The 17,385-nt window shown below is 63.5% G+C and carries 16 protein-coding genes; 7 read left to right on the forward strand and 9 right to left on the reverse strand.

Translation table 11 applies throughout. The annotated features are described in order from the left end of the window. Positions 1-130: 130 nt before the first annotated feature. Positions 131-841, forward strand: a complete 711-nt coding sequence (locus tag ACEOAC_RS24080; protein ID WP_077235853.1) for a TetR/AcrR family transcriptional regulator — start codon at positions 131-133, stop codon at positions 839-841. Positions 842-890: 49 nt separating this feature from the next. Here the strand turns inward: ACEOAC_RS24080 and ACEOAC_RS24085 are convergent, their stop codons facing one another. From ACEOAC_RS24085 to ACEOAC_RS24095, 3 genes are all read right to left on the reverse strand, one after another. After that, a complete protein-coding gene (locus ACEOAC_RS24085; RefSeq protein WP_413443787.1) occupies positions 891-2,072 on the reverse strand; it encodes an acetate/propionate family kinase in 1,182 nt (393 codons plus the stop codon). Then, complete coding sequence (locus ACEOAC_RS24090; RefSeq protein WP_413443786.1) at positions 2,069-3,028, reverse strand: bifunctional enoyl-CoA hydratase/phosphate acetyltransferase; 960 nt, start codon at positions 3,026-3,028, stop codon at positions 2,069-2,071. The genes ACEOAC_RS24085 and ACEOAC_RS24090 overlap by 4 nt, the downstream gene beginning before the upstream one ends. Before the next feature lie 174 nt (positions 3,029-3,202). Beyond that, positions 3,203-5,215: a putative bifunctional diguanylate cyclase/phosphodiesterase gene (locus tag ACEOAC_RS24095; RefSeq protein ID WP_413443785.1), complete on the reverse strand. Its 2,013-nt coding sequence runs from the start codon at positions 5,213-5,215 to the stop codon at positions 3,203-3,205. Between the two features lie 204 nt (positions 5,216-5,419). Between ACEOAC_RS24095 and ACEOAC_RS24100 the strand changes: the two genes are divergently transcribed. Both ACEOAC_RS24100 and ACEOAC_RS24105 read left to right on the forward strand, forming a co-directional pair. After that, positions 5,420-5,614, forward strand: coding sequence for a hypothetical protein (locus ACEOAC_RS24100; protein WP_234295227.1), 195 nt, complete (start codon positions 5,420-5,422; stop codon positions 5,612-5,614). 159 nt (positions 5,615-5,773) lie between these two features. After that, positions 5,774-6,934: a GGDEF domain-containing protein gene (locus ACEOAC_RS24105; RefSeq protein ID WP_413443784.1), complete on the forward strand. Its 1,161-nt coding sequence runs from the start codon at positions 5,774-5,776 to the stop codon at positions 6,932-6,934. Between the two features lie 84 nt (positions 6,935-7,018). On the opposite strand, the gene ACEOAC_RS24110 is transcribed toward ACEOAC_RS24105, so the two are convergent. Continuing rightward, positions 7,019-8,293 carry an NAD(P)/FAD-dependent oxidoreductase gene (locus ACEOAC_RS24110; protein ID WP_413443788.1) on the reverse strand — a complete coding sequence of 425 codons (1,275 nt, stop codon included), beginning with the start codon at positions 8,291-8,293 and terminating at the stop codon, positions 7,019-7,021. 102 nt (positions 8,294-8,395) lie between these two features. Continuing rightward, positions 8,396-8,650: a hypothetical protein gene (locus tag ACEOAC_RS24115; RefSeq protein WP_139347101.1), complete on the reverse strand. Its 255-nt coding sequence runs from the start codon at positions 8,648-8,650 to the stop codon at positions 8,396-8,398. Between ACEOAC_RS24115 and ACEOAC_RS24120 the strand changes: the two genes are divergently transcribed. The 4 genes from ACEOAC_RS24120 to ACEOAC_RS24135 are packed head-to-tail and all read left to right on the forward strand — an operon-like array spanning position 8,628 to position 12,288. Continuing rightward, positions 8,628-9,293, forward strand: a complete 666-nt coding sequence (locus ACEOAC_RS24120; RefSeq protein WP_413443783.1) for a haloacid dehalogenase type II — start codon at positions 8,628-8,630, stop codon at positions 9,291-9,293. The two genes, ACEOAC_RS24115 and ACEOAC_RS24120, sit on opposite strands and share 23 nt — an antisense overlap. A gap of 42 nt (positions 9,294-9,335) precedes the next feature. After that, positions 9,336-10,403, forward strand: a complete 1,068-nt coding sequence (locus ACEOAC_RS24125; RefSeq protein WP_413443782.1) for a phosphotransferase — start codon at positions 9,336-9,338, stop codon at positions 10,401-10,403. Then, positions 10,400-11,755: an aspartate aminotransferase family protein gene (locus ACEOAC_RS24130; protein ID WP_413443781.1), complete on the forward strand. Its 1,356-nt coding sequence runs from the start codon at positions 10,400-10,402 to the stop codon at positions 11,753-11,755. The genes ACEOAC_RS24125 and ACEOAC_RS24130 overlap by 4 nt, the downstream gene beginning before the upstream one ends. A 29-nt stretch (positions 11,756-11,784) precedes the next feature. After that, complete coding sequence (locus ACEOAC_RS24135) at positions 11,785-12,288, forward strand: Lrp/AsnC family transcriptional regulator (protein WP_241813626.1); 504 nt, start codon at positions 11,785-11,787, stop codon at positions 12,286-12,288. A gap of 37 nt (positions 12,289-12,325) precedes the next feature. On the opposite strand, the gene ACEOAC_RS24140 is transcribed toward ACEOAC_RS24135, so the two are convergent. The 4 genes from ACEOAC_RS24140 to ACEOAC_RS24155 all read right to left on the reverse strand — a co-directional run bounded on the left by ACEOAC_RS24140 (position 12,326) and on the right by ACEOAC_RS24155 (position 17,239). Next, on the reverse strand, positions 12,326-13,090 hold the full coding sequence (locus ACEOAC_RS24140) for an enoyl-CoA hydratase (RefSeq protein ID WP_413443780.1): 765 nt from the start codon (positions 13,088-13,090) through the stop codon (positions 12,326-12,328). Positions 13,091-13,209: 119 nt separating this feature from the next. Beyond that, positions 13,210-14,406, reverse strand: a complete 1,197-nt coding sequence (locus ACEOAC_RS24145) for an acetyl-CoA C-acyltransferase (protein WP_413443779.1) — start codon at positions 14,404-14,406, stop codon at positions 13,210-13,212. A 68-nt stretch (positions 14,407-14,474) separates the two neighbouring features. Next, complete coding sequence (locus ACEOAC_RS24150) at positions 14,475-14,801, reverse strand: endonuclease domain-containing protein (protein ID WP_413443778.1); 327 nt, start codon at positions 14,799-14,801, stop codon at positions 14,475-14,477. Between the two features lie 50 nt (positions 14,802-14,851). Continuing rightward, positions 14,852-17,239 (reverse strand): 3-hydroxyacyl-CoA dehydrogenase/enoyl-CoA hydratase family protein, encoded by a 2,388-nt coding sequence (locus ACEOAC_RS24155; RefSeq protein WP_413443777.1) that lies wholly within the window; start codon positions 17,237-17,239, stop codon positions 14,852-14,854. Positions 17,240-17,385: the final 146 nt, after the last annotated feature.

Raw genomic sequence — 17,385 nt, forward strand, 5'->3', positions numbered from 1 at the left:
AGGTAGGGTCGGATCGCCGGGCGCTCCGCATCCTCGAGGGTGGTCTTTACAAAAGTTCAGCGATTCTAATGCAGATATGAATTCAGATGCAATCCTGTATTTGAATACAACAGTGTTAGAATCCTGCCCCATGACACGCGAACCAAGCCCACCACGCCAACGACTGAGCCGCGAGCAAAGTCGCGAGCAGACCCGCGCAAGGCTGCTGGAGGCGGCGCACGCGGTCTTCATGCAAAAGGGATATGCGCTTACCAGCGTGGAGGATATCAGCACGGCGGCGGGCTACTCGCGAGGCGCGTTCTATTCCAACTTCGACGACAAGACCGAGCTGTTCTTCGAGTTGCTCCGGCGCGAGGGCGAGAGCATCGACCGTGGCTTCCAGCGACTGCTTGATGGCGCAGTGACCGATCCCGATGCCCTGCGCGACGCGCTGGCCGAGCAGTATTCGGCGCTCTATCGCGACGACAAGTGCAGCCTGCTGTGGATGGAGGCGCGCATCGTGGCCCTGCGCGACGAGAAGTTCCGCCTGCAGCTCGATGTCTACCTGGAAGAGCGTTACCGCCAGATCACCTGTTTCGTGCAGGCCTATTGCGACCTGACCGGGGTCACCCCCGCCGCACCGGCGCGCGAGATCGCCATCGGCCTGATGGCGCTGTGCGAGGGCGTCAGTTTCTCCTACCGCTGTGTGCCGCACATCGTGGACGGCAAGACCGCCGAGTCGGTACTGGCGTGGTTCATGAAGGCCTCCGTGGCGGTGACCGCCACCACGGCCGCTCCATCCGCTGTCGCTGCAAAGAAGCCGCCCCGTCCCCGCAAGAAAGCAGCAGCGGCCGGCGACTAGCGCGCCGTCGCTGTCGACGCCATTGGCTCCGCGCCTTGCGCGAACACCCTCATCGCTCCTTCCCCATCAGCAGTCTGGCCGCGTCGTCGGCAATGACCTGTTCCTCATTGGTCGGGATCACCAGCACCCGCAGGCGGCTGGCCTGGCTGCTGATGCATTCCAGATGCTGTTCATTGGCGGCCGGGTCCAGCCTGATGCCCAGCCAGCCAAGCCGGCGGCAGATGGCGGTGCGCATGCGGGCGTCATGCTCGCCGATGCCGGCGGTGAAGACCAGTGCATCCATGCCGCCCAGGGTGGTGGCCAGCCGTGCCGCCTCGCCGGCGCAGCGCAGCGCGAACAGCTCCAATGCTTCACGGGCCGGGATGGCCTGGCTCTGCTGCAGCGTGCGCACATCGGCGCTCACGCCGGATACCCCCAGCAGGCCGCTCTGGTGATACAGCAGGTCTTCCAGCGCGGCCGGGGTCATCCCCTGCTGCAACAGGTACAGCAACACGCCGGGATCAAGCGCGCCGCAACGCGTGCCCATGGGGACGCCTTCCAGCGTGGAAAAGCCGGTGCTGGCATCGACACTACGACCGTTCTGGAGCGCACACAGACTGGCGCCATTGCCCAGGTGCGCGACCACCACGTTGCCGTGTGCCTCGGGCAGGCCGCGCCGACGCAGCTCATCGGCGATATAGCTGTAGGAAATACCGTGGAAGCCGTAACGCAGCACGCCTTCGTCATGCAGCTTGCGTGGCAGGGCAAAGCGGCGCGCCAGCGCATCCTGGGTGGCGTGGAAGGCGGTGTCGAAGGTGGCGGTCTGCGGCAATCCGGGACGCAAACGCTCGATGGCGCGGATCAGCCGCAGGTTCTGGGGCTGGTGCAAAGGGGCCAGCGGCGCCAGGGCCTCCAGCGTGGCTTCGATGGCGGCGTCCAGCAGCACCGGGCGCGACAGGTGCAGGCCGCCATGCACCACGCGGTGCCCGACCGCGCACAGGGCGCCCTGCTCATGGCCGACTTCCAGCTGGTGCAGCACTTCTTCCAGCACCTTGTCCATCGATGCTATCGGGTCGGCCTTGATCTCGATGGCCGAACGTACGCCATCGATCTCCAGACGCAATTGCAGCGGCGTCAGGTGCAGGTCCAGTTGCCCCTGCCCGATCTTGGTGGCGCGGGCCTGGTCGAGGCGAAACACGCCCAGCTTGATCGAAGACGAGCCTGCATTGAAGGTGAGCAGCCAGCGGTTCATGCGTCCTCCTGAGGGGATACCTGCACGGCGGCCCGTGCCGCCACCAGCCGGGCCAGCGCGGACGATGCCAGGCGCACCCGCAGGCTGTCGGCGCGACTGGTGAGAATCACCGGCACGCGCGCGCCCAGCACCAGGCCTGCGGCATCGGCTTGCGCCAGGTAGATCAGTTGCTTGGCCAGCATGTTGCCAGCCTCCAGGTCCGGCACCAGCAGGATGTCCACACTGCCGGCCACCGGTGAGGCTATCCCCTTGATGGTGGCGGCCTCCAGGCTGATGGCATTGTCAAAGGCCAGCGGGCCATCCACCAGCGCGCCGGTGATCTGGTGGCGCGTCGCCATCACCGTCAGCGCGGCGGCATCCAGCGTGGAGGGCATGGCCGGATTGACGGTCTCCACCGCCGCCAGCACCGCCACATGGGGACGCGGCACGCCCATCACGTGCAGCAGGTCGATGGCGTTCTGGCAGATGTCGCGCTTGTGCGCCAGCGTGGGTGCGATGTTGATGGCGGCGTCGGTGATGACCAGCGGTTTGGGATAGGTGGGGATGGTCATCGCATACACGTGGCTGATGCGGCGTTCGGTACGCAGACCGGAGCCGGCGGCGACGACCGCGCCCAGCAATTCATCGCTGTGCAGGCTGCCCTTCATCAGGGCGCCCACCCTGCCCTGCACGGCCAGCTCGACGGCCCGGGCAGCGGCCGCATGGCTGTGCTCGACCGCTTCGATAGGCAAACCCTGCAGCGACAGGCCGGCCTGCTCGGCGATGCGACGTATCCTGGCTTCGGGGCCGACCAGCACTGGCTCGAGCAGGCCTTCGTCGCGCGCTTCCAGCGCCCCTTGCAAGGCCTCGACCGAACAGGGATGGACCACGGCGACCCGCATGGGCCGAGCACCGAGGGCGTCGCGGATGAGTTGGTCGTAGCGCTGCGCAGGCGAGGCCTGGGCGGGTGGAAACATGGCATTCTCCGGGAGGCGATGACGAGACACTGGGCATGCGCGGGCATGCTTGTTGTGTCGCAGCATAGCCGCCCCGGGGTGGGAGCGGCGCCCTGATCGGACAAAGCTTGATCTGCTTCAAGTTTGTCAGCGCCGCGTCATCACGGCGCATGGAGCCACAGGGGGATTGGGCGCCTACACCTGCGCCAGGGCACTGACCATGCGGCGCGCCTGGTCCGCCGGCATCGGGCGGGAGAAATAGAAACCCTGCATGGCATGGCACTGCAGGGCTTGCAGGGTGCGCAGATCGTCCTCGCTCTCGACGCCCTCGGCCACCACCTGGAAGCCGAAAGACCCCGACAACTGCAGCACCGCGGCCACCAGCGCCTGGTTTTCGGTCTGATCGGTCAGGCCGGTGACGAAGCTGCGGTCGATCTTCACGCGCGATACGCGCATCTGGCGCAGGAAGCCCAGCGAGGAATAACCCACGCCAAAGTCATCGATGGCGATGCTCACGCCCTGCATCGCCAGCGCCACCAGGCTCTGGCTGGCGGCCTGCAGGTCCAGGGCGGTTTCTTCGGTGATCTCGATTTCCAGCATCCGGGCCGGCAGCTGGCGCGACTTCAGCATCTCCGTCACCAGTTCATCGACGCTGATGCGCTCCATCTCCCGTGGAGAAATGTTCATCGATACCCGCAGGTCCGGGCGGCCGCTGGCCTGCAGGAAGGCGATCATGGCCCCGGTCTCGCCGATGATGAAGCGCAGCAACTCCTCCGACAGGCCGGCCAGCGCGGCGATCTCGATCAGGTCGGGCGGCGCGATGGCGCCGTGGCGCGGATGACGCCAGCGCAGCAGGGCTTCGAAGCCATCCAGGGTGCGACCATCATGCTGGATGATGGGCTGGAACCAGACCTCCAGCTGGCGGCGCGCCAGGGCATCGGCCAGGTCGCGCTCGACGTCGCGCTTCATCTGCAGGTGTGCGTTGAGGTCGTCGTTGAACACATGGAACTGGTTGCGGCCACGGCGCTTGGCCTCGTACATGGCGGCATCGGAGCAGACCAGCATCTCGTTGATGTCATCGCTGCGGGTGATGGTGATGCCCAGGCTCAGGCCGATGTGCCGGTGAGCCAGACGGGCGAAGGGCTGGCGGATGGCGGCGATGAGCCGCCGGGCCAGCTGTTCCGGCGGTTCAGCCTGCGGCGCCAGCGGGTACAGGATCACGAACTCGTCGCCCCCCAGGCGTGCCAGCGTGGCGGTCTCGGGCACGCTGGCCCGCAGCCGCCGTGCCACCTCGACCAGCACCTGGTCGCCGGCATCGTGGCCGTAGGCATCGTTGATCACCTTGAAGCCATCCAGGTCGAGGAACATCATGCACAAGGCATGCTCCTGCCGCGCCACCATGCGCGGCGCCACTTCCATGAAACCGGCGCGGCCCAGCAGACCGGTCAGCAGGTCATGTTCGGCCTGATATTGCATCTTCTGTGCGAAGCGGTGCAGGTCCTGGTGGGCCACTTCCAGCGCCTGCTTGGCGGTGGTGGCCTCGTTCTTCAGCGCGCTGGCGTGCGAGACCAGGCCCTCGCTGACCTTGGAGCCCCGGATCAGCGCAGCCAGGTAGAGCAGCACCGCTGCGGCCAGTGCCATGCGGGTGGCGCTGGTCTCGATGGTGGCCAGGCAGAAGATGATGGACAGCAACGGCGGCGTGATGAAGCAGATCGGAATGCGAGCAAATGCGAAGCCGTGGGTCACCGCGCCGGCCGTGATACCGCATACGCAGGTGAGATAGAAAAGAGTCTCGGGCGTGGTATAGCCTGCGCACAGCAGCGGGACGCCGGCCCACACGATGCCCGACATCAGGGCCAGGATGCAGTGCAGTCGGAGGTTGAGTTCGGTGACGCGATCGCCATCGCCGACAGTGCGCGCAGCCAGGAAAGGCAGCGCCGCTGCCAGACGCTCCACCGGGATGCGGCAGGCCAGGATGCGCAACACATTGACCAGCCCCGAGCAGGCCAGCCAGATCAGGGCGATGGAGAGCTTGCCCGAGCGCCAGGCCACGAAGGTCGAGATCACGCCCAGCAGCATGTTGACCGGCATGGACAGCAGCACGGTCTGGCGCAGCGCCATGAGCTGATCGGAACGGATCAGTTGCCGCAGGGACACGGCATGGGCCGGGTCAGTGTAAGAGTCTTGCGAGTTCTGCTGGTGTGACATGGTGTTCCTGTTGCGTCCTGGAATTGCCGCCTGACAAGGCTGGTCCGGGATGACCACCGGATGGGAAGCATAGTACGCGAGCCGGACCGTATTATCCAAGCGACAAGAAGAATTCTCATCAAAACCTGCCCCGGTTGCGTTGCATCAACGAGGCATTTGCCCAAAACGGACAAGCTGGCCCTTCCGCAACCCCGAGGAAAAAAAATGAGCGACACGAGCACAGACAATGGAAACTGGTTATCGGCCGAGCAGGCCGTGTTGCCGGACGGTACCGAACGCGAAAACCTGCCGCTGGTGAAGAAGAAGCTGCCGCTGTTCTCGCCCCAGCAGATCCCGGGCGGTGACGAACTGCCGCCCCCCTCCCCGACGGCGACCGGACCATCGACCGAACCGGCCTGACCGGCGCGCCCGGGGACGGGCCGCCATGGAGGTGACACGGCCAGGATGCGGGACGACGGCTACAATAGCGGCTGTTCCTGCCCTTCCCACCGTTTGCACCGTTTGCACCGTTTGCACCGCTCGCATCGTTCGTACTGCCTGCCGGTGCCGTATCACCCCATGGCTCTCGATCCCTCCACCCTGCTCATCCTCACCATCGCCCTGGCGGCGGCCGCTGCACTCTATCTGGCGGTGGAATGGGGCGTAGTGCGCGAACGCTCGCTCCTGCTCTGGAGCAGCGGCTTCGCCATCATCGCCCTCGGTTCCTTCCTGGCATTGCTGCGCTCGCGCGGCTACCTGCTCATCGGCATCTGGTTCGCCAATGGCATGCTGATCGCCGCGCACGCCTGCTTCCTGGCCGGCGTGGCGTGGTTTACCCGCACCCGGCTCTCGCACCGCTGGTGGCTACTCGCACTGCTGTGGCTGGTGATGTTGTGCCTGCCTGCGCAACCCTGGTGGTCACGGGTGATGCTGGGCGTGCAGTCGTTGATGATCGCCGCCGTCACGCTGCGCGCCAGTCACCTGTTGCGACCACATGGCGCATCGCTCAGCGTGGGCGCGGTGCAATTGCGTTATGTGCTGCTGGCGCACGGCCTGTTCTATGTCGCCAAGGCGATCGTCGCCATCGTACCAGGCACCCTGCTGGACCTGGCCGCCTTTGGCGGCGCGGTGATCCGGATATCGCTGATCGAAGGTGCGATGGCGATCATGCTGATCGCGCTGTCGATGACCGGCACCGAACGGCACCGTCGCGAACAGCATATCGGCCAGCTGGCGGCCCGCGATCCCCTGACCGGCCTGCTCAACCGCCGCGCCCTCAAGACCAGCGCCCCCGCGCTGCTGGCGCAGGCCAGCGTCCAGCATCCCGGCGCAGTGCTGCTGATCGACATCGACAACTTCAAGCAGGTCAACGACCTGCACGGCCATGCTGCCGGTGACCAGCTGCTCGAAGCCTTGAGCATGCTGCTGCACGAGGTTTTGCCGGAGGCTGCACTGGCGGCGCGCCTGGGCGGGGATGAATTTGTGATCCTGCTGCAGGATGCCCGCACCGATCAGGTCACCCATCTGGGGGAAAGCCTGCGACAGGGCTTCGCTCACGTCGCCGGCAAGAGCTTCCCCACACCCGCCCCCGTCAGCCTGAGCGTGGGTGGCAGCGTCTTCGAGACCCCTCCCGCCGACCTGGAAAGCCTGCTGGCGCATACCGACGTGGCACTGTACGACGCCAAGCGGGCCGGCCGTGATCGGGTCGTGGTGGGGCTGGTCGGAACGCCAGAGGTCTAGGCCTGCATTGGCCGGCTGCAAGCGCTGGTGCAGGCGCTTGACCACCGCGCAGCACATCCTGTCCGGCCGCCGCCCCGCTCGCGCTCATCGCAGCCGGTCTTTGAGCCGATACCACGCCCCCACGAAGGGCAGGAACCAAGGCTTACCGAAGTGGCCGGGAATGGCTGGCCAGGCAAAATCCTTCCAGGGATTGAGATCGACATGCCCCTCCATGATCTCCCCCATCATCGTTCCCATCAGCGTCGCCATGTGAGTGCCATGACCGCTGTAGCCCATGGAATAGAACACGCCTTCGCGCTGGCCGGCACGCGGTAGCCTGTCGGCGGTCATGTCGACCATCCCGCCCCAGCAATAGTCGATACGCGTCCCGGCGAGTCCGGGAAAGACAGTGAGCATCTGCTGGCGCAGGATATCGCCACTGCGCGCATCGGAACGCGGATTGGAGGCGGCAAAGCGCGCACGGCCACCAAATAGCAGGCGCTTGTCCGGCGTGACGCGGAAATAATTCACGAAGTTCTTGGTGTCGGTATACATGCGGCGCGTGGGCACCAGTCCATCCAGCAACGACAGCGGGAGTGGTTCGGTGACGATCAAGAACGCGCCGACAGGTACGATGCGACGGCGGACCCAACCGAACGGACCGATTTGCGAGATACCGCTGGCCAGCAACACCTGCCGGGCACGTAAAGGACCACGCGCGGTGCGCACGAGATAGCTGCCGGATTGCCGTTGAAGACCAAGCACCGGCGTGTGTTCGAGATACACGGCACCATGGCGCTGTGCCGCATGTGCCAGGCCGCGTACATAGCGCCCCACATGCATGCCAGCGCTTTTTTCGAGAAGCAGCCCGCCGTGGTAGCAATCGCTACCCAACTCGTCACGCAGTTGTGCAGGGGTCAACAGCCGGGTCTGCGGATCGACGCTGGCGGCCAGCAATTCCTGGCTGCGCGCCAGCTTGTCGTAATGCTCTGGCTTGGCGGCCAGCTTGAGCTTGCCGTGACGGGCGAAGTCGCAATCGATGGACTCCTGCCTGACAAGCCTTTCGACCGTATCGACGCCGGCATCGAAGGCTCGATAAATCCGGTCGGCCAGTTCGCTGCCCAGGCGCTGCGATAGTGCCGCGTAGTCCTGGGCGAAGCCGTTGTTGCACATGCCGCCATTGCGCCCGGAGGCAGCGCCGCCGACGATGTCGGCGTCGCACACCACCACCTGAGCTCCCTTGCGTGAAAGCGCCAGCGCTGCGGACGATCCGGTGATGCCGCCACCAACCACCAGCACGTCACAGCCGCCCTCGGGCAGTGCATCGGTCTGGCTCATGAAGGGCGGCGATGTGTCCAGCCAGTACGACTTCAGTTGCATCATGGGCTCCCACCAATATCGATCAGGACGAGGGAACAGGACCGTGACCCTCCCTCGGAAAAGATTATGGAACCGCAGTTTGCCACTGGGATTAATGTAAATTTAATTCTTCATTAAATCTGCATTAAGGCCGGTACAGGCAAGAAAGCCGGTTGCCAGGCCAAGAGGTGCAGCGCGTCTGGCACCCGGCCCGAACGCATGGCCCCGATCCAAGGAAAATGCCGGAAAGCCCAGGATTAAAAGTAGAAGCTGCTCCGATCGCCCGGCAATAAGAGATTTTTCTCTTGGCCGGGCGGCCATACTTTCTCCATCGACCACGAAGGAGATTGATCCAATGATTTTCAAGCCGAAGTTCATCAGTTTCGATTGCTACGGAACACTCATCAATTTTGAAATGGGCCCCACGGCCAGATCGCTGTTCTCCGATCGTGTCAGCGAGCAACGCATGCCGGGCTTTCTGGAAAGCTTCCGTTTCTATCGCCTGGACGAAGTGCTAGGTGCCTGGAAGCCCTTCTTCGATGTCGTGGAAAACGCCATCCAGCGCGCCTGCCACGCGCACGACGTGGAATATCGCACCAGCGATGCGCAGTCGCTCTACGCGGCCGTTCCCACCTGGCAGCCGCATCCGCACGTGGTCGAAACACTGGAGAAGATCGCACCGCATATCCCGCTGGTGATCTTGTCCAATTCGATGACCGACCTGATCCCGCACAGCGTGGCACATCTGAAAGCCCCCTTCCATGCGGTCTACACCGCAGAGGAAGCACAGGCCTACAAGCCACGCGGCCAGGCGTTTGAATACATGTTCGATCAACTCGGCTGCGGACCGGAAGAGATGGTGCATTGCTCCTCCAGCTTCCGCTACGACCTGATGACGGCCGCCGACCTGGGCTTCATGGCCAAGGCCTTCATCGACCGCAACCATGAACCCGGCTTCGATAGCTATGGCGTCAATCGCCTGACCGACTTTCGTCAGCTTGCTGGGCTGGTCGGTCTTTGATCGCTACCGCTACCCACCCTGGCGCAACTCCAAGCGAGACCCATGATGCATCAGCAAGCTCTTGATCAAACTGCAGCATTGAGCACGGCCGCGCCGGCGATTCCCCTCTCCACGCTGCACAAGCTCGCCTCTGGCCTCTACGGCATCGACGGGGAGGTCACGGTGCTGGCTGGTGAACGTGACCAGAACTGCCGCATCGACGGCCAAGATGGAATGCGCCATGTGCTCAAGATCAGCAATCCTTCCGAAGAACCCACGGTGGTGGATTTCCAGATTGCCGCGCTTGAGCACATTGCGGTCGTCGCACCCGAACTTCCGATCCCGCGGGTAGTGCGCACGCTGGGTGGGCGAACCTCCGAACGCATTCGCCTTGATGATGGCAACGTCTGTACGGTACGCATGCTGACCTACCTGGACGGCGTGCAGATCAAGGAGACCATTCGCACAGCTGGTCAGCGGCGCGCCATGGGCAGCGGTTTGGCGAAACTGAACCTGGCCTTGCGCGACTTCTCGCATCCGGGCGCGCATCATGACCTGCTATGGAACGTATCGACCGCGCACCGCCTGGCGGCCAAGATGGAAGGCCTGATCGATCCAGGCCGCCGTCTGTTGGCACAGCGCTTCATGACTCGCTTCGAACAGGACGTGCTGCCTCTCCTGCCACAGGTGCGCACGCAGGTCATCCACAATGACTACCATCTCTACAACGTCCTGGTGGCGCCCCAGGAACAGGAGCACATCACCGGCATCATCGATTTCGGCGACATGCTGCATGCGCCATTGGTGGGCGAGGTGGGTACCGCAGCGGCGTTCCACATGACGGGCAACACCGATCCTTTCGAAGGTCCGGCACAGTTCGTGGGCGCCTATCACGCTCTGCTGCCGCTCACCGGTCCCGAGCAGGAGATCGTCACCGACCTGATGGCCACGCGCCACCTGATCACGGCGCTGATCTCGGAGTGGCGTGCAGCACGCTACCCCCATAACCGGGCCTACATCATGCGCCACAACCCGGCAGCCTGGGAGGCACTGGGGCAACTGGCCGACCTCTCGCGCCAGGACGCACGCGACCGCCTGCTTTCAGAAATCCGCAACAGGAGAATTCCATGAAGAGCACCACCGACCTGAACATGGTCAACGCCTATATCCCCGGCCGAACCGACGTCGGTCCCGTGACCGAGGCCCTGATCAAACGCCGTGACGCGCTGCTGGGTCCGGCCTATCGCCTGATGTACGAGCATCCGCTGCAGATCGTGCGTGGCGAGGGTGTCTGGCTGATTGATCCGCAGGGACGCCGTTACCTCGACGTCTACAACAACGTGACCTCCCTTGGGCATTGCCACCCTGCAGTCACCGAGGCGATCTGCCAGCAGGTGCAAACCCTGGCGACCAATACCCGCTATCTGCACGAAACCATTCTGGAACTGGCCGAAAGGCTTCTCGCCACCGTACCGGAAACGGCACTGGCACACCTGATGCTGACCTGCACCGGTAGCGAAGCCAATGATCTGGCCTATCGCATCGCCAAAGTGCGCACCGGGGGCAGCGGGGTGATCGTGACCGATACCGCCTATCACGGTATCACCGACGCCGTCTCGCAGTTCTCCCCCTCGCTGGGCGCCACGGTCAACCTTGGTCCGCATGTACGGTTGGTGCCGGCGCCGCGTAGTTATCACGCTCAAGGGCAGGATCTGGGCGAACGCTTTGCACGCGATGTGGAGGCAGCCATTGCCGACCTGCAACGCCACGGCATCCAGCCAGCAGCACTGATCGTCGACTCACTCTTTACCAGCGACGGCATCCTGCCCGGCCCGGCAGGCTTCCTCAAGGGAGCGGTACAGGCCATTCAGCGCGCCGGCGGCCTCTTCATCGCCGACGAGGTGCAACCCGGCTTTGGTCGCACCGGTGAGCACATGTGGGGCTTCCAGCGCCACGGCGTGGTGCCGGACATCGTGACCATGGGCAAGCCGATGGGCAACGGGCAACCGGTTGCAGGACTGCTGGCCACGGCCGACGCCTTGCAGGAATTCGGCCAGCGCTCGCGTTACTTCAATACCTTCGGTGGCAATACCGTGTCCTGCGCAGCGGCTCTTGCAGTACTCAAGACCATAGAACGCGAGGGCCTGATCGCCCATGCGCACGAGGTAGGATCGATCTTGCTTGACGGTATCTCCGCCTTGGCAGAACGTCATGAGGCGATTGGCGACGTGCGCGGCGCGGGCATGTTCGTCGGCGTGGAACTGGTCTCCGATCGCCGCTCGCGTACACCAGACCGCAGCCTTACCAGCGAGGTGGTCAACCGGATGCGCGACAAGGGCGTGCTGCTCAGCGCCTGCGCGATGGGACATAACGTATTGAAGATACGACCGCCGCTGGTATTGACGAAGGATCAGGCCGGCATGGTGATCGATGCGCTGGACGAATCGCTGACGCAAGCCGGGACCGGCTCGGCCAGCCGTTGACAGCGAAGCTGCGGTGATAAGATCTTCCCATGCGCCCCACAGACCCAATCGACCGCACCGACATCAAGATTCTCGAACACCTGCTGCGCGAGGGGCGTTGTTCGAACGTGGAACTGGCCGAAGCGGTCAACCTGAGCCCCAGCCCTTGTCTGACCCGCACCAAACGCATGGAAGAAAGTGGTGTCATCGCAGGTTACGGCGCACAGATCGCGCTGGAGAAACTGGGCAGCCATGTCGTGGTGTTTTCCGAGATTACACTCGGCAGCCATCGCCCGGCCGACTTCCGCAAGTTCGAGCAAGGTGCGGCCAGATATGCGGAGATCGTCGAGTGCTACAACGTCAGCGGGGGCTACGATTATCTGCTCAAGATCATCTCCCCCACGGTGTCCTTGTTCCAGGAGTTGATGGAGAGACTCCTCGAGGACGAGATCGGCATTGAAAAGTTCGCCAGCCGCATCGTGCTGCGCCATCCTTATGGGCAGCGCAGCGATCCGGTGGCTGTGATTGCGACGGGAAAGAGCAGCTGGAAGTAGCGACGCACCATCCGAGGACAGCCCGCCGCCTGCTGGCTCAGGAAAACCGGCTGAAGTCCGGCTTGCGCTTCTCGAAGAAGGCGGTGAAGGCTTCCTTGGCTTCCGGCTCGGTGAGCATGCGCGCGAAGTGTTCGATCTCGGTCACCATCTGCTGCTCGGTGGCGGTGACGCGGTTCTTCTTCATCAATTGCTTGGTCACGCGGATCGAAGCGGCCGGCAAGGCAGCCAGCTTGGCAGCCTGCTTTTGCGCATAGGGCAGCAATTCTTCCAGCGGCAGGACGCGATTGACGAAGCCCATCTGCGCGGCCTCGTCGGCACCGAAGGCTTCGCCCAGCAGGAGCTTCTCGGCAGCACGCTGATAGCCAGCGATATGCGGCAGCAACAGTGAAGAGGCGGCTTCCGGGCAGAGCCCCAGTTGGGTGAAGGGCATCGAGAATTTGGCATTGTCCGCCGCATAGACCAGGTCGCAATGCATGAGCAGGGTGGTGCCGATACCGACCGCCACACCTGAGACCGCCGCCACGATGGGCTTGCTGGCATGGCTGATCTGCCAGAGGAACTGGAACACCGGAGCGTCCTGGGTCTTGGGCGGGTTCTTCAGGAAGTCTTCCAGATCATTGCCGGCCGAGAAGGCCTGTGGCTTGCCGGTGAAGAGGATGGCGCGCACGGCGCTGTCGGTCTCGGCTTCCTTCAGGGCATCGGCCAGTTGCTGGTACATGGCGGCGGTGATGGCGTTCTTCTTTTCTTCACGGTCGAAATGGATGCTCAGGATGCCATCGGCCTTGCTCAGTTGGATATCCATCTGCGCGGTCTCCTTGAATTTTATAAATGATTTAGCTTGTTTGAAGCTCAAGCAGGAACCAATGAAAAAGCCGCACGGCGTGAGCAGTGCGGCTTTTCATCAGCGCTTGTGCATGCAGATCAGACGCGTTCGAAGATGCCCGCCGCACCCATGCCGGTGCCCACGCACATGGTCACCATGCCGTACTTCAGGTTCTTGCGGCGCAGTGCATGGATGGTGGTGGCCGCGCGGATGGCACCGGTGGCGCCCAGCGGGTGGCCCAGGGCAATCGCACCGCCCATGGGGTTGACCTTGCTCGGGTCCAGGCCGAGGTCGCCGATGACGGCCAGCGCCTGGGCGGCGAAGGCTTCGTTCAGTTCGATCCAGTCGATCTGGTCCTGGGTCAGGCCGCCGGCCTTCAGCGCTGCCGGAATTGCTTCCTTGGGACCGATGCCCATGATCTCCGGCGGCACGCCACGCACGGCGAAAGAGACGAAGCGCGCCAGCGGGGTGAGGTTGAACTGCTTGAGGATCTTCTCGGAGACGATGATCAGCGCGCCGGCACCGTCGGAAGTCTGCGAGCTGTTGCCGGCGGTGACGCTACCCTTGGCGGCGAAGACCGGCTTCAACTTGGCCAGCGCGGCCAGGTTCGAATCGGCACGCGGACCTTCGTCCAGGCTGACGGTGCGAGTCTTGATGTCGATCTCGCCGGCACCCAGGTTGGGGAAGCGCTCGACGATCTCGAACGCGGTCATCTCGTCATTGAATTCACCGGCCTGCTGGGCAGCGATGGCCTTCTGGTGCGAGGCCAGCGCGAATTCATCCTGCGCTTCGCGCGAGACCTTCCACTGCTGTGCCACCTTCTCGGCGGTCAGGCCCATGCCGTAGGCCATGCCGACGTTTTCATCCTTGAAGGCATTGATGTTGATGGAGGGATGGAAACCCATCATCGGCACCATCGACATCGACTCGGCACCGGCGGCGATCATGACATCGGCTTCACCGACGCGGATGCGGTCGGCCGCCATGGCGATGGCCGTGATACCGGAGGCGCAGTAACGGTTGATGGTGACGCCGCCGATGGTATTGGGCAGCCCGGCCAGCAACACGGCGTTACGCGCCATGTTCAGGCCTTGCGCACCTTCAGGGAAGGAGCAGCCGACAATGGCGTCCTCGATCAGCTTGGGGTCCAGGCCGGGCACCTGCGCCACGGCGGACTGGATGGCGCGCACCAGCAGGTCGTCCGGACGGGTGTTCTTGAACATGCCACGCGGCGCCTTGCCAATGGGGGTGCGGGTAGCGGCGACGATGTAGGCGTCTTGCAGTTGTTTGCTCATTCAAAATCTCCTTGGACTCTCCCTCCCCTTCAAGGGGAGGGCTGGGGTGGGGATGGGTTCAATGCATTTCAGATCGCCTGAACGACCACATCCGTCTCATTCAATACTTCGTTATTCCAAAAGCGTAGAACCGTGAAGCCTGCCTGATTCAATTTCGCGGTCCGGGTTGCGTCATCCTGATTGCCGACATGCTGCGAGCCGTCTACTTCAATCACCAGGCGCTGTTCCAGACAGACAAAATCGAGTACGTAATTTTCAAAGGGGTGCTGACGGCGAAATTTCACGTCAAGCTGCTGGCCGCGTAGACGATGCCAGAGCCTTTGCTCGGCTTCGGTCATGGCTTTGCGTAACTGCTTGGCTGCAAGTTTCGTGAAGTCGTTGGTCTGGCCTTGCATTTCAACCCAGCCCCACCCCAACCCTCCCCTTGAAGGGGAGGGAACGTTCTTTAATTGCGGACTGGCTTGCCGGTTTGCATCATCCCCATGATCCGCTCTTGCGTCTTGGGATGGTTGAGCAACTCCATGAAGAACTTGCGCTCGATGTCGAGCAGCCATTGTTCGTTGACGATGCTGCCCTCTTCCACTTCGCCACCGGCGACGGTCTCGGCGATCATCTTGCCCAGCTTGAAGTCGTGGGCCGAGATGAAGCCGCCGTCGCGCATGTTGACCAGCTGCGCCATGATGGTGGCCAGGCCGTTGCGGCCGATCACCGGCACCTGCGGCGACAGTGGCGGACGATAGCCGGCGTCGAACAGCGCGCGCGCTTCCACCTTGGCCACGTGCAGCAATTCATACGGGTTGAAGACGATCACGTCATCCTCGCGCAGATAACCCAGCTTGCGGGCTTCCAGTGCCGACTTGGAGACGTTGGCAGTGGCCGCGGCCAGCATGTATTCCTTCAGGAACTGCAGGATGTCGTTGCCCTTGGCTTCCTTGGCGGCACGCACGGCCGCTTCCTTCAGGCCGCCACCGGCCGGGATCAGGCCCACGCCGACTTCCACCAGGCCGATGTAGGACTCGATGGAGACCACACGCTTGGCGGTATGCAGCAACAGTTCGCAACCACCGCCCAGGGCCAGGCCGGCGACAGCCGCGATCACCGGCACGCTGGCGTACTTCAGGCGCTGGTGCGCCTGTTGCAGCTGGTGCACCACCGGTTCGATGGCCTTGACACCACCGGACATGAACAGCGGCAACATCGACTGCAAATCGGCACCGGCCGAGAAGGCGCCGCCTTCGGCCGCGTCCGGATGCCAGATCACCAGGCCCTTGAAGTTCTGCTCGGCTTCGGTGACGGCCTTGTTCATGCCGTCGATGACACCCTGGCCGATCACGTGCATCTTGGTCTTGAAGGACAGGATCAGGACATCGTCGTTCTGATGCCAGATGCGCACCGATTCGTCTTCGAAGAAGGTGGTGCCGGCGCTCTTGCCGTCGGCGGCGCCTTCGCCCACCAGCGGGGCACGGAAGGCCTGGCGCTGGTAGACCGGCAGTTCGGAACGGGCCACATCGGCCTTCTTCGAGGGCGACCAGGAACCCTTCTCCGAGTGCACGCCATCGCGGCCATCAAAGACCCAGTCCGGCAGCGGTGCATTGGACAGCGCTTTGCCGGCATCGATATCTTCCTTCACCCATTGCGCAATCTGCTTCCAGCCGGCGGCCTGCCAGGTCTCGAAGGGACCGACGCTCCAGCCGAAGCCCCAGCGCATGGCGAAGTCGAGGTCGCGGGCGTTGTCGGCCACCGATTCCAGGTGCACGGCGATGTAATGGAAGGCGTCACGGAAGATGGCCCACAGGAATTGGCCCTGAGGATTGGTCGAATCATGCAGCGCCTTCATGCGCTTGACCGGATCCTTTTCCTTGAGGATGCGGGCGATGATGTCATCGGCCTTGGCACCACCCGCCACGTAATCGCCCTTGGCCGGGTCGATGCGCAGGATATCCTTGCCCACCTTCTTGTAGAAACCGGCACCACTCTTCTGGCCCAGCGCACCCTGCTCGACCAGCTTGGCCAACAGCGGCGGGGTGGCATAGGAAGAGAAGAAGGGATCATCCTTCAGGTTGTCCTGCATGGTACGGATGACGTGACCCATGGTATCCAGGCCCACGACGTCGGCGGTGCGGAAGGTGCCGGACTTGGCGCGGCCCAGCTTGGCGCCGGTCAGGTCATCGACCACGTCCACCGAGAGACCGTATTTGTCGGCTTCGATGATGGTGGCGAGGATACCGAATACGCCCACGCGGTTGGCCACGAAGTTGGGGGTATCGAAAGCGCGGACCACGCCCTTGCCCAGGGTGGTGGTGAGGAAGGCTTCCAGCTGGTCGAGGATGTGCGGTTCGGTGGACTGGGTCGGGATCAGTTCGACCAGGTGCATGTAGCGCGGCGGATTGAAGAAGTGCACACCGCAGAAGCGCGCTTTCAGGCCGGCATCAAAACCTTCAGACAGCGCATTGATCGACAGGCCCGAGGTGTTGGAGGCAAAGATGGCCTTGGGGCCGATGTGCGGAGCGACCTTCTTGTAGAGGTCATGCTTCCAGTCCATGCGCTCGGCGATGGCTTCGATGATGAGGTCGCAGCCTTCCAGCACGGCCAGGTCATCCTCGTAGTTGGCGACCTGGATCAGGGCCGCATCGTCCTTGTTGCCCAGCGGGGCCGGGCTGAGTTTCTTCAGGTTTTCGATGGCGCGTTGCACGATGCCGTTCTTCGGGCCTTCCTTGGCCGGCAGGTCGAACAGCACGACCGGCACGCGGGCATTGATGCAGTGGGCGGCAATCTGGGCACCCATGACGCCGGCGCCGAGCACGGCCACTTTTTTGACGATGAAATTGGACACGCAAATCTCCTTTGCTGGTGCTGCAAACATGAAACATGAATTCGGGGCCTGGCAGGCTGCCGCACCGCCGGTGCGAGCGACTACTGTACGCCTTCCAGCAGAAGGTCACAGCATGCCTTGCAGGGGTGACACCGACATGACGCCAT

This window comes from Herbaspirillum frisingense (genome assembly GCF_047325095.1).
GTDB lineage: Bacteria > Pseudomonadota > Gammaproteobacteria > Burkholderiales > Burkholderiaceae_D > Herbaspirillum > Herbaspirillum frisingense.